Below are 16,993 nucleotides of genomic sequence, written 5' to 3' on the forward strand. Positions count from 1 at the left end.
TGGTTATGCAGTGGCTTTGTGTTGGGGTGTTTTATAACCGTTTACACACTGAACACTGCGGCGTTCTATATAATGAGTTTTGCTGTCATTTTAGCGAGTCTCTATTTTAAGCCTTTTTTGTCGGTATTGTCAGGGTTTATTTGTGGTATTTTTATCGTAATTTTTCATTATCTTATTTTTTACTCAGCCAGTTTATGTCAAATAGTAATAGACAAACCCATTGACGCTCATTTACAGATTATTTCAATTCACTCTGTTGCATCGCCTTATTATGCCAAAGTACGCTTGATTAATGTTCAAGGCTGCTCGCTGCCTCGGTTTATAGCCCCTTTAGCGATGCTAAGTATTACGACTGAAAAGCAACTAGATGTGGGAAGCTTGTTAACAAGCCAAGTTAAATTAAAAGCATTTCGAACTGTTAAAAACTTTGACAGCTTTAATCGTGAGCGCTTTGCGTTCACAGAGCGAATTATTTATAAGGGCAGAACAGTTGGCAAAACACATCACTTAAGCAGTACAAGTAGCGCTGCGATCAGGTCACACTACCAATCTTATATCAGTGATATTACCGCGGGTACGAAACTACAATGGATGTACTATGCCTTATTAACAGGGGACAGAAGTAAAATTTCGTCAGTTGATAAAACTCATTTGCGCGAACTGGGGCTCAGTCATTTACTTGCGATATCGGGACTACATATTGGCCTGATATTTACGCTCGGTTTTTATACCAGCAAATGGGTGTTTATGTGTACTCAGGTTGCTATTAAACAAAGCATGCAACTTAGTAAACTTTTTGTGGTGTTTGGGTTCTGTTGTGCATTTTTGTATGTTTACTTAAGCGATTTTGTTGTATCTGCAACCCGAGCGTTGGTGATGTTGGGTTGTTACTTAATAATTTACCTTTTAGCTAAAAATCCTCTGCAGTGGCGAAGTATCTTATTTGCTTTATCAGTGGTGTTGGTCATGAATCCATTTTCACTACTCAATCCTGGTTTTTATTTTAGTTTTACTGCTGTTGCCATTATTTTTTTAGTGATTAACCAGCCTCTAACTATAAAAAACGGTTTAATAAAGCACAGTGTTCAGCTGTTTATGATCCAAGGAGCGCTTTTTGTGGGGCTTTTACCTTTGTCGTTATATTTTTTCGACGGAGTCAGTGTCATTGGCCTTTTAGTTAATTTGATAGCTGTGCCATTGATTAGTTTAGTGGTTATGCCGCTCTTAGTAATGTATTCGCTGTTGTCTATGATTGTTGATACAAGTTACGTTTTTAAGCTGTTCGATGCTGTATTTTACAGCTCCTTTGAGTTTATTATTTCAACGCCGCATGATTGGCGTTGGGTTGATGTGAGGATTAATGGTTTTAAATCATTGTTGTACTTGTATTGTACCCTGTTAATTGGGCTGTTTAGCCCATTTAAACGCTTTAGTATAATCCCGAGCTTTATTTTTATTATTGACTGGTTGCTGACACCAAAACCTTTATTTCAATTAGATTTATTTGACGTAGGACATGGTCTAATGGCGATGGTAAGCACCAATAATAAAGCCATTGTGTATGATTTAGGTCCGCAATACTTTGCGCGTTATGATTATGTAAATTCAGTACTCGTTGCAAATATTCGACAACAAAACTTAGAAGTTGTGGCGACTATTATAAGTCATCAAGATAATGATCACGCGGGAGGACTGACGAGTTGGAAACAAGCAGGTTACACTGCTACGTTTGAAAAGTTTCATCCCAGTGGAATCAAACTGCCATGTTTGTCTCAGCATTTTAAATTTGAAAACCTCAATATCACTTCGCTTACAGCCGACTCGAATCATGATAATAATAATGATCGCTCCTGTATTTTAAAAATAAGCAATCCCCAGCATAGCGTGTTATTGACTGGCGATATTTCTAAATTCATTGAACAGCAGTTAGTGAGTCAGGAAGTTGATTTAAATGCGACCATTCTTATCAGTCCCCATCATGGTAGCAATACATCTTCAAGTGGCCTATTTATTGATGCTGTAAATCCTGAGATTGTACTTCATTCATCTGCCTACCAAGGGCAATGGTCGTTTCCTCATTCTGATGTCGTTAAGCGATACAATGACCGTGACATACCACAATACACCACAGCTGAGTATGGACACATAAGAATAAAATTTTACCCGCAGTCATACCGTTTAGAATTCGCCCGTGAGCAGGAAAGTTACTGGTTTGAATAAGATTGGCGTTTTGTTTTTACTGTCATAAGGCTACAATAGTCGAAGTCTATGAATAAGAGAGTGTTATGGATCAAACTACAACCCAAATCTATAAGCGATTAGTGAGTTATGTCGGTGATTACAAATTAATCGCGTTTTTTGCAATCGTGGGCATGATTGGTTATTCAGCAATGGACGCCTTGTTTATCAACTTAATGAAACCTTTCATTGATGAAGGGTTAAATGCCCGTAATTCGAAGGTGTTAACATATGCTCCATTTGTCGTTGTTGCACTGGTATTGGGACGTGGGATGTTCAACTACATGTCATCGTATTGTTTGAGTTATGTTGGCTCACAAGTCGTGCGTACACTACGCCAACAGTTATTTGAACATATTTTACATTTACCCGTTTCTTTTCATGATAAAAATTCGAATGGTGATTTAATATCAAAGATCACATTTGATACAGAACAAGTACAGCAAGCGATTACCAAAGCATTATTAATTGTGGTGAGAGAGGGCGCCTTTGTTGTTTTTTTATTGTTTAATATGTTTTATACCAGCTGGAAATTATCACTTATTTTCTTAGTGATTATTCCTCTCGTTGCAGTGATTGTTGCGTTTGTATCTAAACGTTTTCGAATGATTTCAAAAAAAATTCAATCGGCAATGGGTCAAGTTACCCGTACTTCAGAGCAAATGTTGTCAGGCCATAAAGTGATCCATGGTTTTGGTGGACAACAACAAGAAATCGCTCAGTTTTCTGCAATTAACAACCACAACCGCCAGCAACGCATTAAAATGGATGCGACGAAAGCTTTAAGCGTGTCGATTATACAAATATTAGCAGCCAGTGCGATGGCGGTTATTTTATGGGTTGTATCGATGCCGTCGATGATTGACACGATAAGCTCAGGTGATTTTGTGTTATTAATTTCATCTATGATGATGTTGTTAAGACCCTTAAAGCAACTTTCTAATGTGAACAGCGACCTTCAGCGAGGTATTTCGGCTGCACAAAGTATATTTTTAGTACTTGATGAAGAGATCGAAAAAGACACAGGTACATATACAGTAGATAAGGTAACAGGCCGCATTGAAATTAAAAACGTGACATTCTGTTACCCTACTAAAGAAGAGCCTGTTCTTAAAAACTTAACACTCAGTATTGATGCCGGTGAAAGTATTGCATTGGTCGGGCGCTCAGGCTCGGGTAAATCTACAATCTCTAATTTATTACCTCGTTATTATGAATTAGAAGGTGAAAGCGAAATATTACTCGACGGTGTGTCACTTGCCGATTACAAGCTAACGGATCTTCGTAAACAGTTTGCATTGGTCTCTCAGCAAGTCGTGTTGTTTAGCGACACGATAGCGAACAATATTTGTTATGGGTTAGACAGAAGTTTGACTGAAGATGAATTAATTGCTGTTGCCAAGCAGGCCCATGTTTGGGAGTTTGTAAAAGACTTACCTGAGGGTTTAAATACCCTGGTCGGAGAAAATGGTGTGATGTTATCGGGTGGTCAACGTCAGCGTATTGCCATTGCGCGAGCCATCTTAAAAGATGCACCTATTTTGATTCTTGATGAAGCAACTTCAGCGCTTGATACCGAGTCAGAGAAACTGATCCAACAGGCACTTGATACTTTAATGAAAGAGAAGACATCAATCGTGATTGCGCATCGTTTATCAACGATTGAAAACAGTGATTGTATTTATGTTATCGATAATGGCCAAGTAATCGAAAAGGGCACTCATAACGAGCTGCTAGAAAAAAACGGTACTTACTCTGCGCTTTGTAAGATGCAATTTGGTGAACAATAGTGAGTATGATTGAACAAAGCTGGTACAAACAGCCCCGCTTTTTAACGGTGCTGCTTTTACCTTTGAGCTGTATCTTTTGGCTAATTTCAACCTTACGAGTTAGCCTTTATAAGCTCAAAATACTCAAGGCGTTTAAGGCCAATGTTCCTATCATTGTTGTTGGCAATATTAGTGTAGGTGGTAATGGTAAAACCCCCTTTGTTATTTGGCTCGCTGAGTACTTACAACAGCAGGGTTTAAAGGTCGCGGTAATCAGCCGTGGATATGGCGGTAAGTCTTCGAGTTATCCGCTGTTAGTCACACAAAAAACAACCCCAAGTGAAGCGGGTGATGAACCTGTACTTATTCAACGTCGGCTAGGATGCGTGGTGATGGTAGGACCCAATCGCCAAGCGAGTATTGAAAAGCTGCAACAAGAACACGCTATTGATATCATCATTTCAGATGATGGTATGCAGCATTATAAAATGGCGCGTGATATTGAGTGTTGTATTGTCGACAGTGAACGCCAGTTTGGCAATGGATTTTTGATGCCTGCAGGCCCGCTAAGAGAAACTAAAGCGCGTTTAAAGTCAGTTGATGTTGTGGTAGAGAATGGTGGGGCGACAAACTACCGCTATGACTTAGTACCCAGCCAATTTAGATCGGTTGCATCCTTTGAACGCGTATCAGATACGCTAAATACCGGGCACGCTATCAGTGCAATTGGTAATCCTTTACGCTTTGAGTTAAGCCTTAAGCAACAAGGCATAGACCTGCTTTCGACACACCATTTTCGAGACCATTATAACTATCAACCGACTGATTTTTCGGACTTTGAAAATGATGCCGTGTTCATGACTGAAAAAGACGCAGTAAAGTGCTTTAGTTTTGCTAAACCTAATTGGTATTATCTACCTGTTGATGCAAGGCCGACTGCCGCTGTTATTGAAAAATTACATTCATTATTAAAACAAAAAGGGATCCTTCATGGCCTTTGATACAAAATTACTTGAAATAATTGCTTGCCCAGTATGTAAAGGTAAGTTGCGCTTAGATAAAGAAAATCAAGAGCTTATAAGTACTGCTGCAAAATTAGCTTACCCAATAAAAGATGATATCCCTGTGCTTCTTGAAAACGAAGCGCGTGAATTAAGCCAAGAAGAGGTTGATAAGTGGAATTCGTAGTTGTCATTCCTGCACGCTATGCTTCTAGCCGCTTACCGGGTAAACCCTTAGCTGACATATGTGGTAAACCCATGATCCAGCATGTTTACAACAAAGCGGCTGCATCAGGTGCAAGTGCTGTGTATGTTGCCACCGATCATCAAGCGGTGTTTGATGTTGTAAAGGGCTTTACAGATAACGTATTAATGACACGTGAAGACCATCAATCGGGTACAGAACGACTTGCCGAAGTGGTTGAAAAGCTAAACCTTGCCAGTGATACGATTGTCGTCAATGTACAGGGTGATGAGCCATTATTGGCCAGTGAAAACGTCAGTCAGGTGGCAAAGTTACTGGCTGAATCTGATGCACCGATGGCAACGCTCAGTGCTAAAATAACTGATTCTGATGATATATTTAACCCGAATTGTGTCAAAGTTGTCAGTGATACTGAGCAAAACGCACTGTATTTTTCGCGGGCGCCTATTCCTTATCATCGCGATGCAATGATGAACGACGATAACAGCACGCTAAATCTGGCTGATTATGCGCGTCATATTGGTATCTATGCGTATCGTGCTGGCTTCATTCAGCAATATATCGCATTGCCTGAATCGCGTTTAGAACAACTTGAGTCACTTGAACAGTTACGTGTTTTATACCACGGCTATAGCATTAAAATTGCAGGAGCTGTGTGTGAACCTCAAGCCGGTGTTGATACACCCGACGATCTCACACGTGTAATAGCCGCTTTGAGCAACGAGTGCAATGACTGATGTTCACGCTGTTCACCTTCACGCTAGCGAAGATGACTTTTTTGTTTTTTACAAACCTGCGGGCGTTAGCTTTCACAGTGAAGACTGTGCAGGGTTTGTTGTACTTGCAGAGCAACGAGTGAATGAAAAGCTGTTTCCTGTTCATCGGCTAGACAAAGTAACGTCTGGGTTAATTATTTTAGCCAGAAACAAGCAGGCAGCAGCAGAATTTACATCGCTTTTCACTGCGCACCAAGTGAATAAATTTTACCTTGCTGTGAGTGATGAAAAACCTAAAAAAAAGCAAGGCTGGATCAAAGGTGATATGCAAAAAAGTCGCCGAGGTGCGTTTAAGCTGCTAAAAAGCCAAGAAAACCCAGCTATCACGCGCTTTTATTCAAAAAGTATTCGCCCCGGCCTGCGCGCATACTTATTAAAACCTTTTTCTGGCAAGACGCATCAATTAAGAGTGGCAATGAAAAGCATTGGTGCGCCTATATTGGGTGACGTTACTTATGCTGGTACGCCAGATGAACGTACTAATTTGCATGCATATGCCCTGCAATTTATGTATCAAGGTCAACTAAAAGAATATCGCTGTGCGCATACGACAGGCGCATATCTCAATGAAGTTTTTAACGCAGACGAATTCAAAGAGTGGCTGACTCCTTGGACGTTGGATTGGTAAATGAAAGAAACAACACAAGACATTCGCTTCGGTGGTATCAAGCGTTTATATGGCCATCAACAATTTGATTGGTTACAGCAAGCACATTTTTGTGTCATAGGTATTGGTGGCGTCGGAAGCTGGGCTGCTGAAGCATTAGCACGCACCGGGGTAGGTCAATTGACATTGATTGACTTAGATGATATTTGCGCAACGAATGTTAATCGTCAAATACATGCTTTAACTGGCACGATTGGTGACGCTAAAGTAGACGCGATGAAAGCGCGTTGTGAATTAATTAATCCAGATATTAAAGTCAATGTCATTGATGACTTTATTACCCTATATAACATTCGTGAGCACATTCAGGGCTTTGATTATGTAATTGATTGTATTGACGCAGTAAAAGAAAAAGCGGCACTGATAGCCCATTGTAAGCGAGTCAAGTTACCTGTTATTACAACCGGTGGTGCTGGGGGGCAAACGGATCCTAGCCAAATTAGTTTTGGTGATGTTGCTAAAACAACCCATGACCCATTGCTTGCAAAAGTCCGTTATATTCTCAGAAAACAGTACAACTTTAGTAGCAACCCTAAGCGAAAATTTAATGTTGATTGTGTTTATTCGACCGAACAATTAGTGTATCCAACGTCCGACGGTGAAGTGTGCCAAGCTAAACAAGGCGCAGATGGCTCGATGAACATGGATTGTAATAACGGTTTTGGCTCAGCAACCATGGTAACGGGTAGCTTTGGCTTTTTTGTTGCAGCCAAAGCAATTAGAAAATACCTGGATAAAAAACAGCGAAGTTTAAAATAGCGCTTTTTAGCGCTTTTCCTGAGCCATGGTTTGAATTTTATCAACCATGGCTTTTATGCCGTTGCCGCGTGATGGGCTTAAATGGCTAATTAGACCAAGTCGTTCAAATTCGTTATAGGCATTAATTTGAGTTGCTTGCTCGGGTGTTAGACCATTGTATAAGGCCAAAATTAAGGCCAGTAACCCTTTAACAATACGTGTATCAGAATCACCCGCAAGCACTAGGCTGTTTTCGGAGTGGTCAAAATCAATATAAAGCCATACCTTACTTTCACAGCCTTTTACAAGCGCATCATCAACTTTTAAAACATCGGGCATGATCGGTAGCTTTTTACCTAACAGCATAATTTGACGATATTTTTGTTGCCAGCCATTTGCATTCTCGATGTCTTGAGTCACGGTGTGAAAAGGTGAATTCATAATATATCCAACATTAATCTAATAGTTCTATACAGTGCTTGAGTGCTTTAATAAACGCATCAACATCGTCAAGCGAATTATACAGTGCGAAGCTCGCTCTTACAGTGCCAGGAATGCCTAATCTGCTCATAATTGGTTGGGTACAGTGATGGCCACTACGAACAGCTATGCCGTAACCATCCAGTAGCGTTGCTAAATCAAATGGATGCTCATCACGATAATTAAAACTGATATTGCCAATGTTATTTTCTTTATGCGAATAAATAGAAATCCCCGCAATGGTTGATAATTGTTTTATCGCATAATTGAAAATTGTATGCTCATGTTGACGCATTCCATTGAAATCAAGTGCTGTTAAATAAGCGATTGCTTCGGCAAAGGCGATTACGCCTGCAATGTGTGGCGTACCCGCTTCAAATTTGCCTGGCGCATCACGAAATGTACTGTGCGTTAAGCTTACAGTCTCAATCATTTCGCCACCTGTTTGATAGACATCAAGCGTATTTAAGCGTGAGTAACGACCATAAAGCCCCCCCAATCCTGTTGGACCCAGCATTTTATGTGCAGAGAAAACATAAAAATCACAATCGAGTTTATTTAAATCGGGTCTTAAATGCATCGCAGCCTGTGCGCCATCAATAACAGAAGTCGCATTAACTTCTTTGCAAGCAGTGATAATTGGCTCTAAGTCAGTGATATTTCCTAATGTATTCGAAGCATGGGTTACAGCAACAACGCTCGGTTTATGCTCGCGAATAAATGCAGCACATTCATTACTATCCAAGACTAAATCAGCTGTAATGGGCAAAATAATGAGCTCTGCATTTACTTTTTTTGCAAGTTCTTGCCACGGAACGATATTAGCGTGATGCTCAATCGCTGAAATCGCTATTTTATCGCCTGATTTTAGGTGTGAAGTTAGGCCGTTTGCAATTAAGTTTAGTGATTCCGTTGCCCCTTTAGTCCAAACAATTTCGGTGCGTTGTACATTGAAATACGCTGCGATTGCTGTTCGTGTATCTTCATAGCGACGTGTCGCATGCTCACTGAGAAAATGGCGACCGCGATGAACATTGGCATTTTCAGCACTGTAATAGCTTTCTAAGGCTTTGATAACTGATAGAGGCTTTTGCGAGGTAGCTGCTGAGTCTAAATACACTAATGGGTATTCATTTACTGTCTGTGTGAGTAAAGGAAAGTCGGCGCGTATAGTTTCGAAATCAAACATGGATAAGCCTAAACAACAAGAATGCGACGATTTTAATTACTTTGCACAAATAGACAAGTGGTGGGTAATAAAAAAGGCCGCTTAGCGGCCTTTTTTTAAACACGAAATCGTATTAACGCTTGTCTGTTGGTACGTAATCGCGTGATGTTTCACCAGTGTATAACTGACGTGGGCGGCTGATCTTGTGGCCAGGTTGAGATAGCATCTCATCCCAGTGAGAGATCCAACCAACAGTACGAGACATAGCAAAGATTACTGTGAACATGCTAGTCGGGATACCGATTGCTTTTAAGATGATACCAGAGTAGAAATCTACGTTAGGGTATAGTTTCTTCTCAACGAAGTACGGGTCTTCAAGCGCGATTTGTTCAAGTTTCATTGCGATATCAAGCAATGGATCTTGAATGTTTAGCTCTGCTAATACTTCATGACATGTTTGACGCATTACCGTCGCACGTGGGTCGAAGTTTTTGTAAACACGGTGACCAAAGCCCATAAGACGGAATGGGTCTGACTTGTCTTTCGCTTTAGCAACGTATTCGTCGATACGGTCAACAGAACCGATTTCTTCTAACATGTTAAGGCATGCTTCGTTAGCACCGCCGTGTGCAGGGCCCCACAGTGATGCGATACCAGCAGCGATACATGCGTAAGGATTTGCACCAGATGAACCCGCTAAACGAACCGTAGACGTTGACGCATTTTGCTCGTGGTCAGCGTGAAGCATGAAGATTTTGTCCATTGCTTTAGCTAAAACTGGGCTCACTTTGTATTCTTCAGCAGGCACTGAGAACATCATGTGTAAGAAGTTTTCAGCAAAGCTTAAATCGTTGCGTGGGTAAACAAACGGTTGACCAACGTTATATTTGTAAGCCATTGCTGCGATTGTCGGTAACTTAGCTACTAACTTAATCGCGCTAGTTTTACGCTGTGTTGCATCAGTGATGTCTAAATCTTCATGGTAGAAAGAAGAAAGTGCACCTACTACACCACATAGCATTGCCATCGGGTGAGCATCAAAGCGGAAACCTTGGAAGAAGTTTGCAATTTTAGTATCAAGCATTGTGTTGTGCGTGATTTCTTGTGCAAACGCATCGTATTGTTCTTTAGTCGGTAACTCACCATTAAGTAACAAATAGCAAAGCTCGATGTAGTTTGATTCATCAGCTAATTGTTCAATTGGGTAACCACGGTGTAAAAGAACACCTTTACCGCCATCGATGTAAGTGATTGAAGATTCACATGAACCCGTTGACATGAAACCTGGGTCGTAAGTGAAATAACCATGAGAACCTAACGTACGTACGTCGATTACGTCTTGGCCAGCAGTGCCTTGGTAAATTGGAAGTTCGATTGGATCAAGACCATCAATATGGACCGTGGCTTTCTTATCCGCCATCTATTTATCTCCTATTAAGATAACAACTCTGATTGTTATGTTCTGAATCTGTTTAAGCACATTCTTTTCATTTTAACGTGAAAGAGGGGTGTAAAGTCAATTTTTATAAATAGTATGCATAAAAGGATAATAAATATTCTGTCAGGATTAAATATTATACCATTGGCTAATTCGCAAACGTCTCTTACTAAACAAGAATTGTAAAAAGACCATTGGCTATATATACTATCCAAGGTTTTATACCGTATTGTCTGTAGGTAAACTTTATTTTTACATTTGAGTTTTGCACCAGTGTGAACTTTTTGTGTATTAACACGGTTTACTTAGATAGTTCCATCGAAATTCATTTTGATGGGTTTTAGAAAAACAAGTAGATGAGCCCCTAAGTGGGCAAGATGGGCAAGTAACTGTGAAAAAGCAAAGACCTGTAAATCTAGATCTAACAACTATATCTATGCCGGCTACGGCTAAAGCATCAATTCTTCACCGCGTCACCGGTGTTGCATTATTTTTTGCTTTAACGTTTGTCATTTGGGCGTGGTCTGAGTCTCTTTCTTCTCCTGAAGGTTTTGAATTCGTCAAGGGTCTGTTCAGCGGATTCATTGCCAAATTCATAGCGTGGGGTACCATTTCTGTATTGGCGTATCACCTAATTGGTGGTATCCGTCATATCATTATGGATATGGGTCACTGGGAAGAACTTGAATCAGGTAACTTCAGCGCTAAAGTTGCAATGGCTTTAGGCGTTGTTGCTGCAATTCTAGCAGGAGTGTGGATATGGTTTTAAATCAAGCAACTCTTAAACGTGATGGTGTACAAGATTACGTATCACTTCGTACAACCGCTTTAATTATCAGCGCTTACGCGATTTTTATTGTTGGCTATTTTTTATGTACACCCGAAGTCACTTTTGAAGCCTGGCAAGGCCTATTTTCAAACCTAGCAATGAAAGGGTTTACACTAATTACCCTTGTTTGCATCATGGTTCACACCCGTATTGGCCTTTGGCAAGTATTAACTGACTATGTTAAATGCGCTAAATTACGTGCTGTTTTAGGCTTTGTATTAAACCTTATGGCCGTTGCTTACGTAGCAATAGGTCTAATCGTTTTATGGGGTGTTTAAGTGAATTATTCTGTTCGTGAATTTGACGCTGTAGTGATTGGTGCCGGTGGTGCAGGTATGCGCGCAGCACTTGCAATCACTGAGTCAGGCAAAACCTGTGCACTTATCTCAAAAGTTTTCCCTACACGTTCTCACACTGTGTCTGCACAGGGTGGTATTACGGTAGCTCTGGGTAACTCACATGAAGATAACTGGGAATGGCACATGTACGATACGGTTAAAGGTTCCGATTTCATCGGTGACCAAGACGCTATCGAATATATGTGTAAAACAGGCCCAGAAGCTATTACTGAATTAGAAAACATGGGCTTACCATTTTCTCGTTTTGAAAATGGCCGTGTTTATCAACGTCCTTTCGGCGGTCAGTCGAAAAACTTTGGTGGTGAACAAGCTGCACGTACTGCAGCCGCAGCTGACCGTACTGGTCACGCATTATTGCATTGTCTTTACCAACAAAACGTTAAAAACAAAACAAATGTATTCTCTGAGTGGTATGCATTAGACCTTGTTAAAAACAGCGACGGTCACGTTGTTGGTTGTACAGCAATCGACATCGAGTCAGGTGAAGTTGTTTATTTCAAATCTAAAGCGGTTGTTTTAGCAACAGGTGGCGCAGGTCGTATCTTTGCATCAACAACTAACGCGCACATCAATACAGGTGACGGCGTTGGTATGGCAACACGCGCGGGTGTTGCAATGCAAGATATGGAAATGTGGCAGTTCCACCCAACCGGTATTGCTGGTGCGGGTGTACTTGTGACGGAAGGTTGTCGTGGTGAAGGTGGTTACCTTCTAAACAAAGACGGCGAACGTTTCATGGAGCGTTATGCACCTAATGCGAAAGACTTAGCATCGCGTGACGTTGTTGCTCGTTCAATGATGACAGAAATTCGTGAAGGCCGTGGTTGCGATGGTCCTTATGGTCCACATATCAAGCTTAAGCTTGACCACTTAGGTGAAGAAACTCTAAACCTTCGTCTTCCAGGTGTTTGTGACCTTGCGAAAACATTCGCACACGTTGACCCTGCTAAAGAGCCAATTCCAGTTATCCCAACATGTCACTATATGATGGGTGGTGTACCAACTAACGTAAATGGTCAAGCATTACAAATTGATGCAAATGGCCAAGAAAAAGTTGTTGAAGGCTTATTCGCTGTTGGTGAAATTGCGTGTGTATCTGTACACGGCGCTAACCGTCTTGGCGGTAACTCACTACTTGACTTAGTTGTATTCGGCCGAGCTGCTGGTAACTTCTTAGGCAAATACCTAAACGGTGTTGAAGCGGGTAAAGATGCGTCTGATTCAGACCTTGAAGCATCGCTTGCACGCTTTAATCGTTGGGAAAGCTCTAAAGTTGGCCAAGGTGAAGACCCTGTTCAAATCAAGAAAGACCTGCAAATGTGTATGCAACTTAACTTCTCGGTATTCCGTGAAGGTGAAGCAATGGCAACAGGTCTTAAAGAGCTTAAAGAAATCCGTGAACGTCTTCAGTATGCGCGTCTTGATGACAAATCAACTGAATTCAACACAGCACGTATTGAATGTTTAGAGCTTGATAACTTGATGGAAACAGCTTACTCAACTGCAGTAGCTGCAAACTTCCGTACAGAAAGCCGTGGTGCTCACTCTCGTTTCGACTACCCAGATCGTGATGACGAAAACTGGCTATGTCACTCAATTTTCAATCCTGTAACGGATGAAATGAGCAAACGTGAAGTAAACTACGCGCCGAAACTGCGTGAAGCTTTCCCACCTAAAGCACGTACATACTAGGAGCGAGACGATGGCACAAGTACAATTTTCCGTTTATCGTTACAATCCAGATATTGATAACGCACCACGTATGCAAGACTTCTCGCTAGAAACGCAAGAAGGTCAAGATATGATGGTGTTGGATGCGCTTATGAAATTAAAAGAGCAAGATCCAACGTTATCATTCCGTCGTTCATGCCGTGAAGGTGTGTGTGGTTCAGACGGTATCAACATGAATGGTAAAAATGGTTTGGCATGTATCACGCCTTTATCAACGCTACTTAAAGGTGGCAAAGGTAAAATCGTAATTCGTCCATTACCTGGTTTACCTGTGGTACGTGACCTTGTTATTGACATGAGTCAGTTCTACACTCAATACGAAAAAGTAAAACCTTATCTTATCAACGACACGCCAGCGGCGGGTGAGCGTCTTCAGTCAATCGAAGAACGCGATAAGCTTGATGGTTTATATGAGTGTATTTTATGTGCATGTTGTTCAACATCGTGTCCTTCGTTCTGGTGGAATCCAGACAAGTTCATCGGTCCAGCAGGCCTTCTTCACGCATATCGTTTCTTGGCTGATAGCCGCGATACAGCGACAGAAGAGCGTCTTGCTGACCTTGACGATGCGTTCAGCGTGTTCCGTTGTCACAGTATCATGAACTGTGTTAGCGTGTGTCCAAAAGGTCTTAATCCGACCAAAGCAATTGGACAAATCAAGTCAATGCTTTTAAATCGTTCGGTTTAAAATATTGAATATGTAAGGTGGTTAATTTATTAACCACCTTGTTTTTACAACAATTAATTTCTGCGCTAAAGAAAAGGGCTTATAAATGCACGAAGGTGTGATGAAGGCATGGCTAGAATCTTCTCACTTAAACGGCGGTAACGTTGCTTACGTAGAAGAGCTTTATGAAGCGTACTTAGATGATGCGACTTCTGTGCCAGAAGAATGGCGAGAAGTGTTCGAACAATTACCAAAAGTTGATGGTGTGGATGTTGACGTAAAACATTCTGAAGTTCGTGCACAATTTGCGGAGCTTGCTAAAAACAAGCATAGAGAAGTGGTGGTAGCAGAGGGTGGCTCTGGTGATCCTAAACAGGTCAAAGTGCTACAACTTATAAATGCTTTCCGTTTCCGTGGTCACCAAAATGCCAACCTAGATCCATTAGGTATCTGGCAACGCGAACGTGTTCGCGATCTTGAATTAGAGTACCACGATTTATCTGAAGCTGATTTTGACCGTGAATTCAATGTGGGTTCGTTTGCAGTCGGTCGCGAAACCATGCCTTTAGGTGAGTTATATCAAGCACTTAAAACCACGTACTGTGGTTCTGTTGGTGCTGAGTATATGCATATCACATCGACTGAAGAAAAGCGTTGGTTACAACAGCGTTTGGAATCAGTGCAATCACGCCCAACTTTTTCTAAAGAAGAAAAGCTGCGCATCCTTAAAGGGTTAACAGCAGCGGATGGTCTTGAAAAATATTTAGGGGCTAAGTTCCCTGGTGCAAAACGTTTCTCACTTGAAGGTGGTGATGCGTTAGTACCAATGCTTAAAGAACTGATTCATCGTGCAGGTGAAAGCGGACAAAAAGAAGCTGTTATTGGTATGGCTCACCGCGGTCGTCTGAACGTACTAGTGAACGTTTTAGGTAAAAACCCATCAGATTTATTTGATGAGTTCGCTGGTAAACATAAAGATACATTAAGCTCAGGTGACGTTAAATATCACATGGGTTATTCATCTGACTTTGCGACTAAGGGTGGCAATGTGCACATGGCACTTGCATTTAACCCGTCTCACCTAGAAATCGTAAACCCGGTAGTGATGGGTTCGGTTCGTGCGCGTCTTGACCGCTTAGGTGATAAGTCAGGTATTAAAGCACTGCCTATTACAATTCATGGTGACTCTGCGATTGCAGGTCAAGGTGTTGTACAAGAAACATTTAACCTATCACAAACTAATGCATTTAGTTGTGGTGGTAGTATCCGTATTGTTGTTAACAACCAAGTTGGTTTTACAACGTCTAAACAGGCTGATGTGCGTTCTACACCATACTGTACAGATATTGCGAAGATGGTTCAGGCACCTATTTTCCACGTTAACTCTGATGATCCAGAAGCCGTTGCATTCGTAACACAAATTGCGCTTGATTTCAGAAATCAGTTTAAACGTGATGTTGTTATTGATTTGGTCTGTTATCGCCGTCATGGTCATAACGAAGCGGACGAGCCTAATGCGACTCAACCACTTATGTACCAAAAAATCAAAAAACACCCTGTTCCTCGTTTAATCTATGCTGATCAGCTTGTGGCTGAAGGTTCATTCACTGAAGACGAAATTAAAGTACTCGCAGATGATTACCGTAATGGCTTAGACCGTGGCTCGTGCGTTGTTGAAGAAATTCAACCTGAAACATCTCATTCATCTGATTGGGCTAAGTTCGTTGGTCACGATTGGGATGTAGAATACGACGCTAAAGTGTCGGTAGAGAAACTTAAAGAACTTGGCGAGAAAGTCGCAAGTTACCCAGAAGGTCATAAAGCACAGTCTCGTGTTAAGAAAATCTACGACGACCGTAAACTAATGGCATCAGGTGAAAAAGCACTTGATTGGGGTATGGCAGAAACACTGGCTTATGCCACACTTGTTGATGCAGGTACTGATATCCGTTTAACGGGTCAAGACTCAGGCCGTGGTACATTCTTCCATCGTCATGCTGTTGTTCATAATCAACAAGATGCGTCAACTTACTTACCGTTGCAAAATATCAGCGAAAAGCAAGGTGCATTTGAAGTATACGATTCAGTGTTATCTGAAGAAGCGGTGCTTGCGTTTGAATATGGTTATGCGACTGCAGAACCTACATCATTAGTCATGTGGGAAGCCCAATTTGGTGACTTTGCGAACGGCGCTCAAGTTGTATTTGACCAGTTCTTAAGTTCAGGCGAGCAAAAGTGGGGCCGTTTATGTGGTCTAACGTGTTTGTTACCGCATGGCTATGAAGGTCAAGGTCCTGAGCATAGTTCAGCCCGTTTAGAGCGTTTCTTACAACTGTGTGCTGATCACAACATGCAAGTGTGTGTGCCATCAACACCTGCGCAAGTTTACGCAATGCTACGTCGTCAATCAGTTCGTCCACTGCGTCGTCCTTTGATTGTTATGACACCGAAGTCATTATTACGTCACCCATTAGCAACATCAACACTGGAAGAGTTATCTGAAGGTGTGTTCTATAATATGATTGACGAGATTGATGACATCCCAGCAGAGAAAGTTGAACGCGTTGTTTTCTGTAGCGGTAAAGTTTACTACGAACTACTTCAAGAGCGTCGTAAGCAAGAGCTTAATAATGTTGCAATTGTTCGTGTTGAACAACTTTATCCATTCCCACACGATGAGATGGATGCAATCATGCAGCGTTATCAACACGTTAAAGACTTCGTTTGGTGTCAAGAAGAGCCACAAAACCAAGGTGCTTGGTATTGTTCTCAACACCACTTTGTCGATGCAATTCCACAAGGCGCTAAATTAAAATATGCTGGCCGTAAAGCATCAGCATCGCCAGCATGTGGTTACATGTCAGTGCATACTAAAGAACAACAAGCGCTCGTTGCAGATGCGCTTACTATTGAAAATAAAGGATAAG

The 16,993-nt window shown here is 41.4% G+C and carries 15 protein-coding genes; 12 read left to right on the plus strand and 3 right to left on the minus strand.

The genetic code is table 11. The annotated features are described in order from the left end of the window. Positions 1-72 precede the first annotated feature (72 nt). The 7 genes from D0907_RS07615 (at position 73) to tcdA (ending at position 7,415) form a co-directional block, all read left to right on the plus strand. Positions 73-2,220: a DNA internalization-related competence protein ComEC/Rec2 gene (locus D0907_RS07615; protein ID WP_162898034.1), complete on the plus strand. Its 2,148-nt coding sequence runs from the start codon at positions 73-75 to the stop codon at positions 2,218-2,220. A 65-nt stretch (positions 2,221-2,285) separates the two neighbouring features. Then, positions 2,286-4,028 (plus strand): lipid A export permease/ATP-binding protein MsbA, encoded by a 1,743-nt coding sequence (gene msbA, locus D0907_RS07620; RefSeq protein ID WP_065979878.1) that lies wholly within the window; start codon positions 2,286-2,288, stop codon positions 4,026-4,028. Beyond that, positions 4,028-5,008 carry a tetraacyldisaccharide 4'-kinase gene (lpxK, locus tag D0907_RS07625; protein WP_074988257.1) on the plus strand — a complete coding sequence of 327 codons (981 nt, stop codon included), beginning with the start codon at positions 4,028-4,030 and terminating at the stop codon, positions 5,006-5,008. The genes msbA and lpxK overlap by 1 nt, the downstream gene beginning before the upstream one ends. After that, positions 4,998-5,195, plus strand: a complete 198-nt coding sequence (locus tag D0907_RS07630; RefSeq protein ID WP_036968654.1) for a Trm112 family protein — start codon at positions 4,998-5,000, stop codon at positions 5,193-5,195. The genes lpxK and D0907_RS07630 overlap by 11 nt, the downstream gene beginning before the upstream one ends. Further along, a complete protein-coding gene (gene kdsB / locus D0907_RS07635) occupies positions 5,183-5,950 on the plus strand; it encodes a 3-deoxy-manno-octulosonate cytidylyltransferase (protein WP_036968651.1) in 768 nt (255 codons plus the stop codon). The genes D0907_RS07630 and kdsB overlap by 13 nt, the downstream gene beginning before the upstream one ends. Next, positions 5,943-6,617 (plus strand): TIGR01621 family pseudouridine synthase, encoded by a 675-nt coding sequence (locus D0907_RS07640; protein ID WP_065979880.1) that lies wholly within the window; start codon positions 5,943-5,945, stop codon positions 6,615-6,617. The genes kdsB and D0907_RS07640 overlap by 8 nt, the downstream gene beginning before the upstream one ends. Beyond that, complete coding sequence (gene tcdA / locus D0907_RS07645; protein ID WP_118844227.1) at positions 6,618-7,415, plus strand: tRNA cyclic N6-threonylcarbamoyladenosine(37) synthase TcdA; 798 nt, start codon at positions 6,618-6,620, stop codon at positions 7,413-7,415. 6 nt (positions 7,416-7,421) lie between these two features. Here tcdA and D0907_RS07650 read toward each other — a convergent pair whose 3' ends face one another. From D0907_RS07650 to D0907_RS07660, 3 genes are all read right to left on the minus strand, one after another. Further along, entirely contained in the window at positions 7,422-7,835 is a 414-nt protein-coding gene (locus tag D0907_RS07650; protein WP_065979881.1) for a SufE family protein, read from the minus strand. Positions 7,836-7,848: 13 nt separating this feature from the next. Then, positions 7,849-9,063, minus strand: a complete 1,215-nt coding sequence (locus D0907_RS07655) for an aminotransferase class V-fold PLP-dependent enzyme (protein ID WP_118844228.1) — start codon at positions 9,061-9,063, stop codon at positions 7,849-7,851. 112 nt (positions 9,064-9,175) lie between these two features. Next, complete coding sequence (locus D0907_RS07660) at positions 9,176-10,462, minus strand: citrate synthase (RefSeq protein WP_036968634.1); 1,287 nt, start codon at positions 10,460-10,462, stop codon at positions 9,176-9,178. A 409-nt stretch (positions 10,463-10,871) separates the two neighbouring features. Between D0907_RS07660 and sdhC the strand changes: the two genes are divergently transcribed. The 5 genes from sdhC to D0907_RS07685 all read left to right on the plus strand — a co-directional run bounded on the left by sdhC (position 10,872) and on the right by D0907_RS07685 (position 16,992). Then, the gene (sdhC, locus tag D0907_RS07665) at positions 10,872-11,249 is read left to right on the plus strand and encodes a succinate dehydrogenase, cytochrome b556 subunit (RefSeq protein WP_065979883.1); all 378 of its coding nucleotides are present in this window, start codon (positions 10,872-10,874) and stop codon (positions 11,247-11,249) included. Then, positions 11,240-11,587, plus strand: coding sequence for a succinate dehydrogenase, hydrophobic membrane anchor protein (sdhD, locus tag D0907_RS07670; RefSeq protein WP_036968629.1), 348 nt, complete (start codon positions 11,240-11,242; stop codon positions 11,585-11,587). The genes sdhC and sdhD overlap by 10 nt, the downstream gene beginning before the upstream one ends. Then, entirely contained in the window at positions 11,588-13,360 is a 1,773-nt protein-coding gene (sdhA, locus tag D0907_RS07675) for a succinate dehydrogenase flavoprotein subunit (RefSeq protein ID WP_065979884.1), read from the plus strand. Positions 13,361-13,370: 10 nt separating this feature from the next. Further along, on the plus strand, positions 13,371-14,087 hold the full coding sequence (locus D0907_RS07680; protein WP_065979885.1) for a succinate dehydrogenase iron-sulfur subunit: 717 nt from the start codon (positions 13,371-13,373) through the stop codon (positions 14,085-14,087). Positions 14,088-14,172: 85 nt separating this feature from the next. Further along, a complete protein-coding gene (locus tag D0907_RS07685) occupies positions 14,173-16,992 on the plus strand; it encodes a 2-oxoglutarate dehydrogenase E1 component (protein WP_065979886.1) in 2,820 nt (939 codons plus the stop codon). The last annotated feature ends 1 nt before the right edge of the window (position 16,993 follow it).

The sequence above is a fragment of the Pseudoalteromonas lipolytica genome (assembly GCF_003515105.1).
GTDB lineage: Bacteria > Pseudomonadota > Gammaproteobacteria > Enterobacterales > Alteromonadaceae > Pseudoalteromonas > Pseudoalteromonas lipolytica.

Bases quoted from the DNA above. Each gene is read 5' to 3' on its own strand.
- msbA (WP_065979878.1), top strand. From the start codon at position 2,286: ATGGATCAAACTACAACCCAAATCTATAAGCGATTAGTGAGTTATGTC.
- D0907_RS07630 (WP_036968654.1), top strand. From the start codon at position 4,998: ATGGCCTTTGATACAAAATTACTTGAAATAATTGCTTGCCCAGTATGT.
- D0907_RS07680 (WP_065979885.1), top strand. From the start codon at position 13,371: ATGGCACAAGTACAATTTTCCGTTTATCGTTACAATCCAGATATTGAT.
- D0907_RS07615 (WP_162898034.1), top strand. From the start codon at position 73: ATGAGTTTTGCTGTCATTTTAGCGAGTCTCTATTTTAAGCCTTTTTTG.
- sdhD (WP_036968629.1), top strand. From the start codon at position 11,240: ATGGTTTTAAATCAAGCAACTCTTAAACGTGATGGTGTACAAGATTAC.
- D0907_RS07655 (WP_118844228.1), bottom strand. From the start codon at position 9,063: ATGTTTGATTTCGAAACTATACGCGCCGACTTTCCTTTACTCACACAG.
- D0907_RS07640 (WP_065979880.1), top strand. From the start codon at position 5,943: ATGACTGATGTTCACGCTGTTCACCTTCACGCTAGCGAAGATGACTTT.
- tcdA (WP_118844227.1), top strand. From the start codon at position 6,618: ATGAAAGAAACAACACAAGACATTCGCTTCGGTGGTATCAAGCGTTTA.
- D0907_RS07660 (WP_036968634.1), bottom strand. From the start codon at position 10,462: ATGGCGGATAAGAAAGCCACGGTCCATATTGATGGTCTTGATCCAATC.
- D0907_RS07650 (WP_065979881.1), bottom strand. From the start codon at position 7,835: ATGAATTCACCTTTTCACACCGTGACTCAAGACATCGAGAATGCAAAT.
- D0907_RS07685 (WP_065979886.1), top strand. From the start codon at position 14,173: ATGCACGAAGGTGTGATGAAGGCATGGCTAGAATCTTCTCACTTAAAC.